Origin of the sequence: Serratia sp. (in: enterobacteria) (genome assembly GCF_052400455.1) — a bacterium.
Taxonomy (GTDB): Bacteria; Pseudomonadota; Gammaproteobacteria; order Enterobacterales; family Enterobacteriaceae; genus Serratia; species Serratia ureilytica.
In genome coordinates this window covers 922483-937189 of sequence record NZ_CP185812.1, presented here as the reverse complement: position 1 = coordinate 937189, position 14707 = coordinate 922483, and the positions used below count along the sequence as shown (strand labels likewise).

12 protein-coding genes, 1 tRNA gene and 1 pseudogene are annotated in these 14707 nt (G+C 49.7%); 10 read left to right on the top strand and 4 right to left on the bottom strand.

Annotated features, from left to right (window positions below; genetic code table 11):
- Nucleotides 1-5: 5 nt before the first annotated feature.
- Complete coding sequence (locus tag ACORQT_RS04415) at nt 6-710, top strand: hypothetical protein (RefSeq protein ID WP_046688314.1); 705 nt, start codon at nt 6-8, stop codon at nt 708-710.
- Nucleotides 711-713: 3 nt separating this feature from the next.
- Here ACORQT_RS04415 and ACORQT_RS04410 read toward each other — a convergent pair whose 3' ends face one another.
- Nucleotides 714-1811 carry a hypothetical protein gene (locus tag ACORQT_RS04410; protein ID WP_147838753.1) on the bottom strand — a complete coding sequence of 366 codons (1098 nt, stop codon included), beginning with the start codon at nt 1809-1811 and terminating at the stop codon, nt 714-716.
- 500 nt (nt 1812-2311) lie between these two features.
- On the opposite strand from ACORQT_RS04410, the gene ACORQT_RS04405 reads away from it, so the two are divergent.
- Entirely contained in the window at nt 2312-2845 is a 534-nt protein-coding gene (locus tag ACORQT_RS04405; protein ID WP_046688312.1) for a hypothetical protein, read from the top strand.
- 50 nt (nt 2846-2895) lie between these two features.
- On the opposite strand, the gene ACORQT_RS04400 is transcribed toward ACORQT_RS04405, so the two are convergent.
- Entirely contained in the window at nt 2896-3114 is a 219-nt protein-coding gene (locus ACORQT_RS04400; RefSeq protein WP_033641985.1) for a TM2 domain-containing protein, read from the bottom strand.
- A gap of 782 nt (nt 3115-3896) precedes the next feature.
- Between ACORQT_RS04400 and ACORQT_RS04395 the strand changes: the two genes are divergently transcribed.
- The 5 genes from ACORQT_RS04395 to ACORQT_RS04375 all read left to right on the top strand — a co-directional run bounded on the left by ACORQT_RS04395 (nt 3897) and on the right by ACORQT_RS04375 (nt 9307).
- On the top strand, nt 3897-4895 hold the full coding sequence (locus ACORQT_RS04395) for an ABC transporter substrate-binding protein (protein WP_164057971.1): 999 nt from the start codon (nt 3897-3899) through the stop codon (nt 4893-4895).
- Nucleotides 4895-5932 (top strand): FecCD family ABC transporter permease, encoded by a 1038-nt coding sequence (locus tag ACORQT_RS04390; RefSeq protein ID WP_197752387.1) that lies wholly within the window; start codon nt 4895-4897, stop codon nt 5930-5932. The genes ACORQT_RS04395 and ACORQT_RS04390 overlap by 1 nt, the downstream gene beginning before the upstream one ends.
- On the top strand, nt 5932-6693 hold the full coding sequence (locus ACORQT_RS04385) for an ABC transporter ATP-binding protein (protein WP_048326492.1): 762 nt from the start codon (nt 5932-5934) through the stop codon (nt 6691-6693). The genes ACORQT_RS04390 and ACORQT_RS04385 overlap by 1 nt, the downstream gene beginning before the upstream one ends.
- A gap of 11 nt (nt 6694-6704) precedes the next feature.
- Complete coding sequence (locus ACORQT_RS04380; RefSeq protein WP_048326490.1) at nt 6705-7952, top strand: MDR family MFS transporter; 1248 nt, start codon at nt 6705-6707, stop codon at nt 7950-7952.
- Between the two features lie 380 nt (nt 7953-8332).
- Nucleotides 8333-9307 (top strand): hypothetical protein, encoded by a 975-nt coding sequence (locus ACORQT_RS04375; protein ID WP_089191226.1) that lies wholly within the window; start codon nt 8333-8335, stop codon nt 9305-9307.
- A gap of 87 nt (nt 9308-9394) precedes the next feature.
- Here ACORQT_RS04375 and ACORQT_RS04370 read toward each other — a convergent pair whose 3' ends face one another.
- Entirely contained in the window at nt 9395-9991 is a 597-nt protein-coding gene (locus ACORQT_RS04370) for a TetR/AcrR family transcriptional regulator (RefSeq protein ID WP_444859324.1), read from the bottom strand.
- A gap of 96 nt (nt 9992-10087) precedes the next feature.
- On the opposite strand from ACORQT_RS04370, the gene ACORQT_RS04365 reads away from it, so the two are divergent.
- From ACORQT_RS04365 to ACORQT_RS04355, 3 genes and pseudogenes are all read left to right on the top strand, one after another.
- Nucleotides 10088-10978 carry an ABC transporter six-transmembrane domain-containing protein gene (locus ACORQT_RS04365; RefSeq protein ID WP_089191224.1) on the top strand — a complete coding sequence of 297 codons (891 nt, stop codon included), beginning with the start codon at nt 10088-10090 and terminating at the stop codon, nt 10976-10978.
- 167 nt (nt 10979-11145) lie between these two features.
- Entirely contained in the window at nt 11146-14238 is a 3093-nt protein-coding gene (locus tag ACORQT_RS04360; protein WP_444859323.1) for a multidrug efflux RND transporter permease subunit, read from the top strand.
- Between the two features lie 61 nt (nt 14239-14299).
- Nucleotides 14300-14440, top strand: a pseudogene (locus tag ACORQT_RS04355) (integrase core domain-containing protein); the annotation flags it as partial.
- A gap of 183 nt (nt 14441-14623) precedes the next feature.
- On the opposite strand, the gene ACORQT_RS04350 reads toward ACORQT_RS04355, so the two are convergent.
- Nucleotides 14624-14699 (bottom strand) — tRNA-Thr (locus ACORQT_RS04350).
- Nucleotides 14700-14707: the final 8 nt, after the last annotated feature.

Here is a 14707-nt window from a genome sequence, read left to right as displayed (position 1 = left end):
TTGCCATGCTGTTAGGTTATGGCGCCGGCGCCGCCGGCCTGCTGGCGCTGTTATTGGCCCTGCTGCTCGCCGGCATCCTGCTCGCCTGGTGGGGCTGGCGATACGCCGCCGCCCGCTGCGGCCGCCCGCGCCCGCCGCTTTCCTGGGGCGGCTATCTGTTGGCCTCGGCGCTGGCGATCTACCCGGTGGCGTTCGCGCTGATGCTGATCGACATTGCCCTTCAGGATCTCAAGAGCCAGCGGGCGGAAGAACGCTGGAATCGGCGCAGTTACCTGACGCTCGAGGCGGCAAAACCGTTCGGTGAAATCACCCTGCCGAAAGGCAGCTGGGTAAACCGGCAGGAGCCGCGCCAGCCCGGCACCGAAGACAGCCCCATCACGATGAACGGCGTGACCGCCGTGCGCTTTCCTCAGCCGCAGAGCGTGGCCGGCGTGCCGATCATCGCCTTCGAGGTTTTACCGCCGGTGATGGAGCTGGCAGGTGCGCATACCTTCACCCGTCCAACCGGCCAAACGGTGCACTGCGAAGCCGGTTGGCTGGTCTCTTTCTCTTTACCGCCGGATAAGCCGACCCCGCAGTGGGAGGAGTGGCAGGCCGGGCTGCCTGCGGCGGCGTTTCGGCCTAGCGACTGGATCTTTAGGGAGTGCTTCTCCGGCAGCCCGATCGCGGTGCTGACCATGCACAACGGCGAGGTCAGGGTGCTGCCTTAAGCCTTACGCCGTGGCGTTGGGCAAACGCACGGTCACGCGGTTGTTGGCCGTTGGCAACTGCAGCGGCGTTTCCTGCCAACTTACCGCGATAACCAATACCGGCGGGGCCGGCACGCGCGGCTCACGCCCGCCTGGCCCCACGCTGTAGGCATCCCATTCAATCACAAACACCCCGCCGTCTTGCGGCTCGACCCGCTCGACGAAAAAGGTGGTGTCCGAACCGCGCCCTCCCGCCGGTTTATGCGCATAAGAGAGCAGGCTGAACCACTCGCCGGCGAAGTAGAGATGGTATAGGCCATCGACGATATGCTCGCCGCGGAACTGGCAGCCGCCGACGCTCAAACCGTCACCCGACGGGGATCCCGCCACGCGTTCGAGATCGCGCACGAAGCGATCGGTCGGCCTGTTATCCAACAACAGTTCATAAGGCGGCGTGTGCAGCAGCGCGGCAGGATCGTCCGCCTGGCGCAGATCCGCCGGCAACATCGAGCGCGCCGCCAGCACGCGGCCGCTGGGCAACGTGATCTCCAGCCGATCCGCCGGATCCGCTACCCACTGCGGCACCCACAGACCGCGCACAAGGTGCAACGGCGTGGCTTCCACCTGCCGACACGTCGCCCGCAGCCGCGCCAACGCCTCAACGGAACCGGCGGCCAAGGCTCCCAGCTCGCGATCGGTCAACGCAGGCAGCGCATACATCGCCCGGGCGGCGGGCTCGTATACCGTCAGCTCCTCTCCCTCGCGGCTGCGGGTCGGTATCAGGCGCAGCTTGCCATCGTCCACGTCCTGCGGCGCGGCGCAAGCGCCATGCACAATCGCCCCGTCGCGCAGCAGCAGCGTCCAAAAGCTGGGGCCGCCCATGCCCAGTTCCCCCACGCCGCCAATCTGCCGGTCGCTGTCGCCGGCGTGCGCCATCTCAATCGGCTGCGAACGCCAGTCGGTCTTGCGCCACTCTGTCGCCTCTTCGGGTTCTTGCCCGCTTTTAGCGGCGCGCTTCGCCCATTGCAGCGCGGCAAACAGCGCGATGCACAGCACACCCCAAACCGGGTGATCCTGCCAAATCAATAACCAACCGACGATCAAAAGCGCCCAGGCGGCCATGGCGATATCCTTTTCGAAGAGAAAACCGCCTGATTCTAGCTCAGGCGGTTAGTGGGGTTGAAGCCTATGCCATGAATAATTAGCCGTTAAATAGAAAGGTAATAATTTCAGCGTTATTTCTGTGACTATGAAGATCACATAAATAACGCTTTACCGAGTGGTCCCAGCGTAAAAACATAACTCTCTGTATCTCAATAAATATTTATTGCTCGATTAAAAAACAGAAAGCGTAAAGAGAAAAAAATCGCAATAATTTGTACATATTCTAAACATTGACTATGTTTAGACATACTATTTATATGCAGGAAAAACACCGAATAAAAAATCAGAAAGGCGCTTAAAAAATTAACACAGCCTTGCTTGCCGCAAGGAAGAAAAACTCTTTTCCAGCAATATTCCGCAGATATTTTATCTCTACGGAACGGGTCACTTTGCGTTTTATCAGGCCAATAGGCTACACACCGCAATTAATATCATTATTAGCATTCCGGAGACCGACAATGAAAATCGTTACGGGCATTATCCTTACCTCTGTAGCCGCCTTCAGCGGCGCGGCTTACGCGGCCGATGCACAACCTACCACCGGCAACGCGGAAGTGATGCTGGAACACGTGCACGCCGTGATGGAAAACGGCAGCCCGGCGCCGCAGCACGACGCCGCCTGCCAAAAAGAACTTTCCATGCCGGAATCGAAATATATGGGCATGAAGGTCAAAACCGATTACACCATCAACAGCAGCACCATGATGATGTCGGCCAAGTCGATGTTCCCATCACCGGATTCCATGAAACCCATGGAGCTGACGGTCGATCTCTCTGCGCTGGGCCTGGCGGATATCTATGCTTTCGGCGCCTTTAAACCGGCTGCACTACCGCAGGCCTATATTTATTTCACCATCGACAAGGATTTTAAAAATCCGGTCAGCACCTTTATGATCATTAACCAAGGCAAGCAATATAACTGTGTGATCTCCAGCTCGAATAAAATGATGAGCAAAGAGATGCGCGGCAAGATGATGATGAAGAAACAGTAACGGAATGAAAAACGGCGCTTCCCGCAACAGGAAGCGCCGTCAGAAAAGCCTTAAATCAGACCAGGATTGTATTTCTGGTTGAATTTCTCTTCCGATTGGAACAGATAAATAATGCCTTCGATAAAGCCGACAATCGATGGGATCCCCGTCCAGCAGAACAGCAGGTAGAACAGCCCCCACCACTTCATCCCTAAGTAAAACTTGTGAATGCCCAGTCCGCCCAGGAAGATGGCCAACAGGGCCGCCGCGAGCTTGTCTTTTCTGCTCATAGTTCACTTCTCCTAACTTCTCACCGAACCACCGGCATGCCTAAAAACGGATGCCGCTCCACAGAGCGCCGCATCGCAATGCTTGAGGAGGAAAACATTCATCCATCAAGGCTCAACAGGGGTAATTATAACAGTGATTAATTAAACGGTTGTTTAACCGGAGAAAGGGTAAGCAGAGGGAGTATGGAGAGGAGATGGTGCCGATAATAGGAATGAAATAAAAACATAACACACTGTTTTAAATAAAATTTAATTAAAAATACACCCAAATATACACTTATATATACAATCGTCCCTACACCGTCCCGTAGCATCTAAGTTAAAACAACTCCGATGCTTAACCTGGCGCATAAAAGATTTATAGGAAAACTGTGCGCACTATTCATTATCGATTTTCTTATTTTAATTCAATAAATTAACAAATGCACAGTTACCGTATCACTATGTGCCACAGTACACTGAGGGGTAAACAGTATGAACTTCAAGCAAAAACAGGTTTAACCCGTTTTAAGAGTACTTGTAGTCATGATATTGGCCGTTTTCCGCCGATGGGATGCTTTAGCATTGCTATGTACACCATGATCACCACCTTGAGCCATATGTACAATATGGTTGCATACTCATGCACATGTACTTGCACACGTCAATGATAACGCGCGGGTACCATCTCTCATTGACACCCTATATAGGCCATTGTATAAAACCCCGCCTCAGTAATGAGTTTCATTTTCATTCAAAAAACACCCCGGATTTTCGAAAACGATTTTAATGAAGGATAGCTAATGAAAAAGGTCATCTGCGCGTTGGGTATAGCGTTTGCCTCGGTCAGTTCTGCTCTGGCAACCACCTATCCTTTAACCATCGAAAACTGTGGGTATAAAGAGACATTTTCCCAAGCACCTGAACGCGTGGTGGCGCTGGGGCAAAATACCGTTGAGATTTTGCTCCTGCTGAACCTGCAAAACAAGGTAATCGCCAGTGCATTTTGGCCGACCAAAGTCTTGCCGCAGTTGGCTGAACAGAATGCAAAAATCAAGACGCTGACGGTAGAAATCCCTACGCTTGAATCTGTGCTTGCACAGAATCCAGACTTCGTAGCTGCTCAATTACCGCTGTTGCTGGGGCCTGAAAGCAAGGTCGCCAAACGTGAAGATCTGGTGACCCTGGGCGTGAACAGCTATGTGTCACCGGGCATGTGCGCCACCAAAAAAGCCATCGGCGACATGTATGGCAGCCGGCAGAAGTTGTGGGATATGGCCTATCTCTATAAAGAAATTGCCGATCTCGCCAACATTTTTAACGTTGAAGATCGCGGCCGGGCCGTTATTGCCGATTTCAAAAAGCGTGAGGCGAACCTGCGCCGGGAGTTCGGTAAAAACAAACAGGATCTCTCCTTTGTCTTTTGGTTCTCGAGCTCATCCCCTTCAGCTGACGCCTATGTAGGGGGGAAAAACAGCGCATCCGGATTTATCGCCAATGTGCTGGGCGGACACAACGCCATCACTTCCGAGACAGAGTGGCCGACGGTAAGTTGGGAAAGCATTATCGCGGCGAATCCGGATGTAATCGTGGTCTCCAGTCTGGATCGTAATCGTTGGGCGCTGGACAACGCGGCGGAAAAAATCAAATTCCTAAAAAGCGACCCGGCCGTCAGCCAACTGGACGCAGTGAAAAAAGGTCATATCGTGGTGATGGACGGCCAGGCGATGAACCCGACAATCAGGACGCTCTACGGTGCGGAACAGGTGGGCGAACAACTCAGAAAACTGGGACTGAACTGATGACGACCGCCGTTCTTCAGCCTCGCAAGGGGCTGTTTCGGAGCTTCACGATCTTGCTCGCCATGGTGCTGTTATTCCTGGTGATCGCGATTGGCGTGAGCGTGGGGGAGCTTTCGATCCCGCTGCAAAGCGTCTTTTATGCCATCAGTAATAAAATGGGGCTGACTGAAATGCCGCTCAGCCGAATCCAGGAAAGCGTGATTTGGGACTTCCGTCTGAGCCGTGCACTGGTGGCAGCATGCAGCGGCGCAGGGTTAGCCATTTGCGGCGCCGTTTTGCAAAGCTTGCTGAAGAATGCGCTGGCCGAGCCTTATGTACTCGGCGTTTCTGCCGGGGCATCGACGGGAGCGGTTTCCGTTGTGGTTATGGGCATAGGCACCGGAGGCGTCTCTCTTTCTGCGGGTGCTTTTGCCGGGGCATTTGCCGCTTTTGCCTTTGTCGCTTTTCTGACCAACGGCGCGCGCGGCGGAAATGAACGCACTATTCTGGCAGGCGTTGCGGCTTCCCAGCTCTTCAATGCGATTACCGCTTACACCATCAGCACGTCGGCTAGCGCGCAGCAGGCGCGTGATGTGATGTTCTGGTTGTTGGGCAGCTTCAGCGGCGTGCGATGGCCTGAATTCCAGCTGGTGCTGGCGGTGGTGGCGATAGGGCTTGCCGTATGCCTTTACTATTCCCGGGCATTGGATGCATTTACTTTCGGTGATGATGCCGCCGCATCGCTCGGTATCGCGGTGCCCTGGGTGCGTCTGACTCTTTTTACCGTCACCGCACTCATCACCGCGACCATCGTCAGTATGGCGGGCTCTATCGGCTTTGTGGGACTGGTGGTTCCGCATGTGATGCGTTTCTTTTTTGGCCCGCTGCACCGGACGTTGCTGATTGCCAGCGCGTTGGCGGGGGCTATCCTGATGGTGCTGGCCGACATTGCCTCTCGTCTGCTGATTGCGCCGCAAACTCTGCCGGTCGGCGTGGTGACTGCGCTGGTCGGGGTGCCTTTCTTTGCCGTGATTATTTACCGTTCAAGGAATAAGTGATGAGCATATCCGCTGACAACATTACCTGGAAGGTAGGTAAAAAGGTCATCGTCAATGGCGTCTCGCTGAGCGTTTCTCGCGGTGAAACCGTGGGGCTGCTTGGCCCCAATGGTTGCGGTAAATCTTCGCTTTTGCGCATCCTAGCGGGCCTGCGGCGCCCGGATGCCGGCCGCGTGACGCTGGATGGGCAAGACATTGCCCGTATCGCCAAAAAGCGGCTTGCCCGCCGGGTAGCTTTCGTTGAGCAGCATGGCATGACTGAGGCCAACATGCGCGTTCGCGACGTGGTCAAACTCGGGCGTATTCCACATCACTCCGCTTTTTCGAACTGGAGCGCGCACGATGATGAAACCGTCACCGCCGCCCTGCAAAGAGTGGACATGCTGGAAAAAAGCGCTCAAGGTTGGCTGAGTCTCTCCGGTGGGGAGCGCCAGCGGGTGCACATTGCCCGTGCGCTGGCGCAGACGCCCAGCGAGATCCTGCTGGATGAACCGACCAACCATCTGGACATTCACCATCAAATGCAGCTCATGCAGTTGATCAGCGAGTTGCCCGTCACCAGCATTGTGGCCATTCACGATCTCAATCACGCTGCGATGTTCTGTGATTCGCTGATTGTGATGCAGGGCGGGCAAATCATCGCCACCGGGACCCCCGAGGCTATTTTGTCGGAAGCACTGCTCTGGGACGTCTTTAGGGTGAAAACGAAAATTGAGATCTCCCGCTTCCATGGTAAAAAGCACATCCATTTTATCGTTTAGGATGCGGCGGCATGTTTCTTTTCTCCCTTCGTCCTGCCACAACGCTACGGCCGCCCGTTTTACTGGGCAGCCAGTTTGTTTTCAACATCGGCTTTTACGCGGTCGTCCCTTTTCTGGCGATATTCTTGCGCGACGACATGCGGCTCTCCGGCGGCGTTATCGGATTGATTCTCGGGTTGCGTACCTTCTCGCAGCAAGGGATGTTTATTTTGGGCGGCACGCTTTCTGACCGATACGGTGCAAAGGTCGTCATCCTGAGCGGCTGCATGATCCGCGTTGCGGGCTATTTGTTGCTGGCGCTTGGACAATCCCTGTGGCCCATTATTCTGGGGGCTTGCCTAACCGGCATCGGCGGCGCACTGTTCTCACCGTCGATTGAAGCGCTGTTGGCTAAAGCGGGCACTCACAGCGAGGTAAACGGAAAACGCAGCCGCGCGGAGTGGTTCGCGCTTTTCGCCGTGTGCGGCGAACTCGGCGCCGTGTTGGGCCCGGTTGTCGGCGCGCTGCTGACAGGGCTCGGCTTCCGCCAGGTGGCACTTGCAGGGGCTGGGGTCTTTGTTGTCGCCTTGGCGGTGCTGTACTTCTGCCTTCCTGCCGCTCATCGCAGCGAGCGGGCGCTAGAAAGAGTGCCCTGGTGGACGACATTCCGTCAGCCGCGTTTCGTCGCCTTTATCATCGCTTACAGTTCGTGGCTTTTAAGCTACAACCAGCTCTATTTGGCGCTACCGGTTGAAATTCAGCGATCGGGCGGCAGCGAAAAAGATCTCGGCCCGCTTTTTATGTTAGCTTCCGTCCTGATCATTGCCCTCCAGCTTCCGCTTGCACGTTTCGCACGGCGAGTAGGAGCGATCAAAATCTTACCGATGGGTTTTTTGCTGCTGTCTGCCGCTTTTGGGAGTGTGGCCATGTTCGCCGCGACACCGCCGCTGGCTGGCTGGCTGCGGTTAATGCCTTCGGCTTGTCTGGTCACGCTTTTAACGTTAGGGCAGATGCTACTGGTGCCGTCGGCTAAGGATCTGATCCCGCGGTTCGCCGATGAGTCGACGCTTGGCGCGCACTATGGCGCGTTAGCCACCGCCGGAGGCTTCGCGGTGCTGACCGGTAATTTGTTGTTTGGTCCGTTGCTGGATAAGGCGCTGGTACCTTCAACGCAGGCCATTTATCCCTGGCTGCTGTTGGCACTGTTTCCCTTGTGCAGCGCTGCGGCTATGACCGTGATTTGTCGTCCACTGCAAGGTGCATCGAACGCGAAAGCCTGAATAGGATGATGTGGCCTCATCCACAAAGTTTACGGTATATCATTTGGTTTCTTCATGATGATGTTTAGGTAAGAAACTTATTGATTGAACAAAAAAAATAAGAACGGGACCAGGTTAGGAAGTTATTTTTGAAAAAAACATTAATTCTCTCGCGATAGCATCCTCGATTAACAAGCCAAATAGTTACTTATCTAATTTTTTATAAAGCCTTACCATTGCAGAAAATATGGCCCTTTATAAAAACAGGTCTAGCAATTCTTAAACGCTCATTGCTATGATAATGATTATTTTGTAATTCATGGAATACCCGATTACACTATTACAAGCTTTATATTTTGTTGCGCACCTTGAATATCACGATTCAACCACATGATTTTATTATGAAATTACAAGGTACCACCACTTTTACTCGTTCGTTTGACTACCGTTTTAATTCATTTTGTTACATTTTATTTTTTGATAGCGGTAAGTCCGATATGAAAGCACGTATTTTAGGCTGGGAAAAATCTACCAGGGAAGAGTATGGTTATACATACTCTCTTTTCGGCGGGAGCGTGTGTACGCATCCCGATGTGGTTGACTTTTTGAGTAAGCGTCTTGCTCCCCCTGATTTTTATGTTTACAAACGGAAAGGTGATGTTATAGCTGCTGCTTTTTCACTAAATAATGAGCTTTCTCTTAAGAAGCATAATTACCCTATTTTTTTTGATGATATCATCATCCCGTTTAAAAAGGGCAGTGGGAAAATCTTAATGCCATTTAAGACAAAACAGCTATCTCATCATCATAAAGGGGACTTCTCCAATTGTATTCATTGGCAGAAATTAAAAAGGAAAACCTGTGTAGTCAAGGATGACTTTTCTAAGAAAACCCATAAAAAAAGACGAGCCGAATATGAATACTTCATTAATAACGGAGGGGAATGTTTATCTATTGATAAATTTTCTGACAAGGCGTTATCAGAGATTTATATTTCTTTATTTAAAAAAAGATGGGGTAAAAAGCTAGAATGTTATTCAGAGGAGATTCTATTAGACGTCTTTAGTGAGTTACGCCATCTGGTGTTTGGCCATGTACTGTTGATTAACGGGGTACCCTGCGCATATGACCTTGTATTTAAGGCCGAATGCAAAGAGTGGATTTTTTTTGACTGCCATAATGGTGGTGTTGATCAAGCCTTTGCCAACTATAGTGTGGGGAGTCTCCTCATGTATAAAAACATAGAGTTAGCGAAAAAGACAGGTAAAGAAAAAAATATTAAGACAATCTACTCGTTAGGCATGGAAGATCCAAGATGGGAGTATAAAAAGCAATGGTGCAACGTGTTAAGTTTAGGCAGATCTTTGATGCTTTGAAATAATAATTATTTTATTATTGATTTTAATAAAAATACAAAATCAAGACCTGGCGACACCATTCAATAATAACTGCCGCCAGTTTCTTTATAGAACCTTAATATTATCGATGAGTAAATTTCTCTCTATAAAACTTTCAATATCCTCTTTTGCCTGTAATAACGCAGCTGAAGAGGGCAAAGTAAACAAATGTTCGCTGTAGCCAAACAGCATTGCATCCAGTTGTCGTGCTGTACGGTGTACATCGACTCGCTGAAAAACGCCCTCCTCTATACCGGAGTCAATGATATAAGTTAATACCTTGTGCCATTCCTCTAAAAAGAATTGCATCTGTTCGGCATAAGCTCCGTTGTGGGTGGAAAGTAACCATAACGAACCATATAGTTTTCTGGTAGGGTCAGGTTCTTCTGAGATCATGCCATGAATGAACTCTTGAAGTTTCTGAATAGCTGGTAGCGGTGTGATGATAGTGCGAAACTCTGCCAATTCGCTGCGCATGAAATTAGCAACGGCTTCGATGCTCAACGATTGCCAATCTTTAAAGTAATGATAAATATGGCTTCTGGAGACACCAATATACTCAGTAAGCTCACGCGTAGTGACGTTTTCAATGCCCTTTTCGATAAATAGCTCGACGACGCCATTTAATATTTTTTCTCTCATGAGCTCTGATTTAGCTTTCATTTAACCTCTCCCATTGACTTTGAGCAAACGCTCAAATAGCATGCACTCATGTGTTGAGCGATCGCTCAATTTTTAATTTTAACAGAAAAAAACGTCATGAGCAGTCATAATATCGCAGCCCAAAAGCCAGTCGGAAGTGCAAGCAATACATTGAAATTACTGGCAAAAAGAAACAAGAAAAAGCTGTTCTTCACCTTTTTTCTGGTTGTTGCCGAAAACCTGACATATCTTCTGTACCCGATTTTGGCTGGTATCGCCATCAATGCCATCATGGCCGGGCAGACGCTTAATGCAGTGCTTTACGGATTGATGATCTTATTTATCTGGTGTCTGGGAGCTGCACGTAGAAGCGTGGACACCCGCACTTTTGCCAAGATTTATGCTGCTCTGGCGGTTTCTGTTGTTATGGCGCAACGCAGAAATAATCTTAACCACTCTACCGTTGCAGCCCGGGTGACACTGTCCAGAGAATTTGTCGATTTCTTTGAGTTGCACTTACCTACGCTCATTACATCACTTTCCTCGATGATAGGTGCAGCGGTAATGTTGTTGATCATCGAATTCTGGGCAGGGATTTCATGTTTGGCCATCTTGGTATTCCTGGCTTGTTTTCTGTCCGGATTTACCAGGAAAAATGAGGTGCTTTATAACAAACTGAACAATCGCCTTGAAAAAGAGGTCGACTTTGTTAACAAAGCTTCAACGTTATCTTTGAACCGGCATTATTCTACGCTTGCCAAGCTGCGCATAAGACTTTCTGATCGTGAAGCATTGGGGTATTTGTCGGTCGGTGGTCTTGTCGCCATGCTGTTTAGCCTGACGATTATATGGATGTCCAATTCAGTGAACATCAATGCTGGTCATATTTATTCGGTAATGACTTACTTATGGATGTTTGCCACAAGCCTGGATGATGGACCTCGATTACTGGAGAAGTATTCCGAACTCAAGGATATTGGTAGACGTGTCAATACAGAATCAGAGTAAGTTGGACAATGAGCTCACCCTTATTATTACATGATGCTTTTGAAGTATGGAACCGTGTATATAAGGTGGGAAAGTGAACCGTGGTTTGATTCAGCATACTATAGCATTTTATGCTTTGCAGTCACATTAATCCATCACCGCTTTATAATTAATTTGGATGGTGTTATATGTCCCGTTTTTTTATTGAACGCCCCGTCTTTGCTTGGGTTATCGCACTATTTATTATACTTGGTGGCGTTCTTGCTATCCCCCAGTTACCGGTAGCTCAATATCCCGCTGTCGCACCACCCAGTGTGACAATATCTGTAACCTATCCTGGGGCAACACCGGATACCATGAATACATCCGTGATATCACTGCTTGAGCGTGAAATCTCTGGGGTAGATAACCTGCTTTATTTTGAGTCGTCCAGCGATACATCGGGTGTCGCTTCAATAACAATGACGTTTAAACCTGGTACTGATATCAAACTTGCTCAGGTAGACGTTCAGAACCAAATCAAGGTGGTAGAGGCGCGCCTTCCACAAGTTGTGCGGCAGAATGGAATAAACGTGGAGTCAGCCAACTCTGGCTTTCTGATGTTGATTGGTTTGAAATCACCTTCAGGCCAGTATCAAGAGGCTGACTTAAGTGATTATTTTGCTCGTCATATCACCGATGAACTGCGCCGCGTACCAGGTGTAGGTAAAGTTCAGCTTTTCGGTGCAGAAAAGGCAATGCGTATCTGGTTGGACCCGATAAAAATGTTTAGCTACAAGTTATCGGTTAATGATGTCATTACCGCGATTAGCCGACAGAATCTACAGGTTTCACCCGGTAGGATTGGTGATGCTCCAGCAGCTGTTGGGCAAAAAGTAACTTACCCTATTACTGTGAGCGGACAGCTTTCTTCTGTCGAAGAGTTTCGCAATATCACCCTTAAAGCGAATGTCAGCGGCGGTCGTTTAAAACTGGCTGATATTGCTCGCGTAGAGCAGGGCTTGCAAAGTTATGCATTTGAAACGCGTGAAAATGGCCAACCAGCAACCTCTGCTGCCATCAAACTATCACCGGGCGCTAACGCCATCAGTACGGCTGCCGGCGTCCATGCGCGACTTAAAGAGCTTTCAAGCACGTTGCCACAAGGGATGGCATTTTCAGTCCCTTTTGATACCGCCCCATTTGTCAAATTATCCGTACAGAAAGTCATCCAAACGTTCATTGAAGCAATGGTTTTGGTGTTCCTCGTTATGCTGCTTTTTTTGCATAAACTCCGTTGCACGCTTATTCCGGCTATCGTGGCACCGGTTGCATTGTTGGGCACGTTCACCGTTATGCTGTTCAGTGGTTTTTCCATCAATGTACTGACCATGTTTGGCATGGTGTTGGCAATCGGCATCATTGTAGATGATGCTATCGTAGTTGTGGAAAATGTCGAACGTCTGATAGAGGAGAAAGGGCTTCCTCCCAAGCAGGCGACACACCAAGCCATGGAAGAAATTACTCCCGCCATTGTCGGTATTACTCTGGTCTTGACCGCAGTATTTATCCCTATGGGGTTCGCCAGCGGTTCGGTGGGAGTCATTTACAAACAGTTTACGCTCTCTATGGCCGTATCTATTTTGTTCTCCGCGTTTTTGGCGTTGACGTTGACTCCAGCTTTATGTGCATCCCTGCTGAAAGCACATGAACTAAAAGAGAATCAATCGGGTCGCTTTTCACGTTGGTTTAATCGCAGATTTAATGCGTTAACTATTCGTTATGAAACGGGATTGATATATATATTGAAACGTGGGGGGCGAGTAATGTTACTTTATGTTGTCCTCTGCGGCCTGCTTTTTCTAGGGCTGAAAAAGCTCCCCTCATCGTTTTTGCCTGAGGAAGATCAGGGATATTTTATGTCATCAATCCAGCTTCCTTCCGACGCAACCATGGAGCGTACTCGTGAAGTTGTGAAACACTACGAGGCGGCGATAGCAACCCGTAGTGCCATCGAGAATAATGTCTCTATCCTTGGCTTTGGTTTTTCCGGTTCGGGCCAAAACACAGCGATGACATTTACAACACTAAAAGATTGGCCATATAGAAATGGGGCAACGGCTCAGGATGAGGCTCATTTTGCTGAGGCCGCAATGAAGGATATTGATGATGGTAAAACAACCAGTCAATTGCCACCGGCTATTTCTGATATGGGAACTTCCTCAGAGTTTATGATGTACATAGAAGATCGCGGTGGAAAAGGTTATCACGCATTGAAACAGGCAACAGATCAGCTTCTTGTGCACGCTAATCAAAGTAGGGTTTTGGGAGGGGTAGCTATTGATGGCTTACCTGAGGGTGTAAGTCTTTCATTAAAGGTCGATAGAGAGAAGGCCGAAACTTTTGGCGTATCATTTAATGAAATTGGCGAAGCGCTCTCTGCGGCTTCTGGATCTTACTATGTCAATGATTACACTGATAACGGCCGTGTTCAGCAGGTCATTATTCAGGCTGACATAGCTTACCGGATGCAACTCGCGGATTTACTCAAAATCTCTATCAAAAATAAAATGGGAGAGATGGTGCCTCTTTCAACATTCGTGTCTTCATCATGGACTTTGTCACCGCAGCAATTGAATCGCTATCAAGGGTATCCCGCACTCAGAGTGACAGGTAGTGCCGCTAATGGGCATTCTAGTGGAACTGCCATGGCAGAGATGGAGAGACTGGCGAGCCATCTCCCCGAAGGCTTTAAAGCTGAATGGGCAGGTAGTTCGCTCCAGGAAAAAGAGTCAGCTTCACAACTTCCATTGCTTATTTTGCTCTCTATTCTTGTTGTGTTCATGGTGCTGGCAGCCCTTTATGAAAGTTGGGCAACCCCTTTTGCCGTGATGTTGGTTGTGCCGTTGGGGCTTATCGGTGCGGTTTGCGCAGTCTTCATTGCTGACATGTCAAATGATGTGTTTTTTAGAGTCGGAATGATAACGATCATCGGGCTTTCTACTAAAAACGCCATTTTGATTATTGAGTTCGCCAGACAACTACGAATGCAAGGCATGGATATTTTTTCCGCAATATTGCTGGCATCCCGGCAGCGATTGCGCCCTATTATGATGACTTCACTCGCCTTTACGCTCGGTGTTGTACCGTTAATACTCGCTACCGGCGCCAGTGATAAGCCCCAGCACTCCATCGGCACTGGCGTTTTTGGCGGTATGATAAGTGGAACATTATTAGCCATATTCTTTGTTCCTGTCTTCTATCTATTCGTCATGCGTATGCTGGAAAAAGCAAAGCTATAACTTGCCTGAGCAAGGGGAGGAATGCCCTTTGCCAGCAATACGCATTACGATTCAGGACGGGAATGAAACGCGGGAAGTTACCGAGCGCTGGCTGATGGAATATAACAACGAGCGGCCTCATGAACCCTTGAATAAGCTGACGCCGGAAGAGTACCGACTTATGGCTGAAAACCCGGAACTCTCAAAAAGTGCATGGAACTAAAACAGGTATGCTTACAGGGTATCTCCTACCGAACAGCGAATACCCCCATTGATACCCCCAGCTCACCGTGGATTTCTGTGAACGTGAGTAGACGAGCAGAGACAATAAGGTCCGTCAAACCGCGTATTATAAGGCTTTAAAGGGTATTTGAGTAGACTTGGGGAGACGTTAAAATAGGTAGGATGGTGCCGATAATAGGAGTCGAACCTACGACCTTCGCATTACGAATGCGCTGCTCTACCAACTGAGCTATATCGGCATCGATTC

Bases quoted from the DNA above. Each gene is read 5' to 3' on its own strand.
- ACORQT_RS04405 (WP_046688312.1), top strand. From the start codon at position 2,312: ATGAAAATCGTTACGGGCATTATCCTTACCTCTGTAGCCGCCTTCAGC.
- ACORQT_RS04390 (WP_197752387.1), top strand. From the start codon at position 4,895: ATGACGACCGCCGTTCTTCAGCCTCGCAAGGGGCTGTTTCGGAGCTTC.
- ACORQT_RS04370 (WP_444859324.1), bottom strand. From the start codon at position 9,991: ATGAAAGCTAAATCAGAGCTCATGAGAGAAAAAATATTAAATGGCGTC.
- ACORQT_RS04400 (WP_033641985.1), bottom strand. From the start codon at position 3,114: ATGAGCAGAAAAGACAAGCTCGCGGCGGCCCTGTTGGCCATCTTCCTG.
- ACORQT_RS04365 (WP_089191224.1), top strand. From the start codon at position 10,088: ATGAGCAGTCATAATATCGCAGCCCAAAAGCCAGTCGGAAGTGCAAGC.
- ACORQT_RS04380 (WP_048326490.1), top strand. From the start codon at position 6,705: ATGTTTCTTTTCTCCCTTCGTCCTGCCACAACGCTACGGCCGCCCGTT.
- ACORQT_RS04360 (WP_444859323.1), top strand. From the start codon at position 11,146: ATGTCCCGTTTTTTTATTGAACGCCCCGTCTTTGCTTGGGTTATCGCA.
- ACORQT_RS04415 (WP_046688314.1), top strand. From the start codon at position 6: ATGCTGTTAGGTTATGGCGCCGGCGCCGCCGGCCTGCTGGCGCTGTTA.
- ACORQT_RS04385 (WP_048326492.1), top strand. From the start codon at position 5,932: ATGAGCATATCCGCTGACAACATTACCTGGAAGGTAGGTAAAAAGGTC.
- ACORQT_RS04375 (WP_089191226.1), top strand. From the start codon at position 8,333: ATGAAATTACAAGGTACCACCACTTTTACTCGTTCGTTTGACTACCGT.
- ACORQT_RS04410 (WP_147838753.1), bottom strand. From the start codon at position 1,811: ATGGCCGCCTGGGCGCTTTTGATCGTCGGTTGGTTATTGATTTGGCAG.
- ACORQT_RS04395 (WP_164057971.1), top strand. From the start codon at position 3,897: ATGAAAAAGGTCATCTGCGCGTTGGGTATAGCGTTTGCCTCGGTCAGT.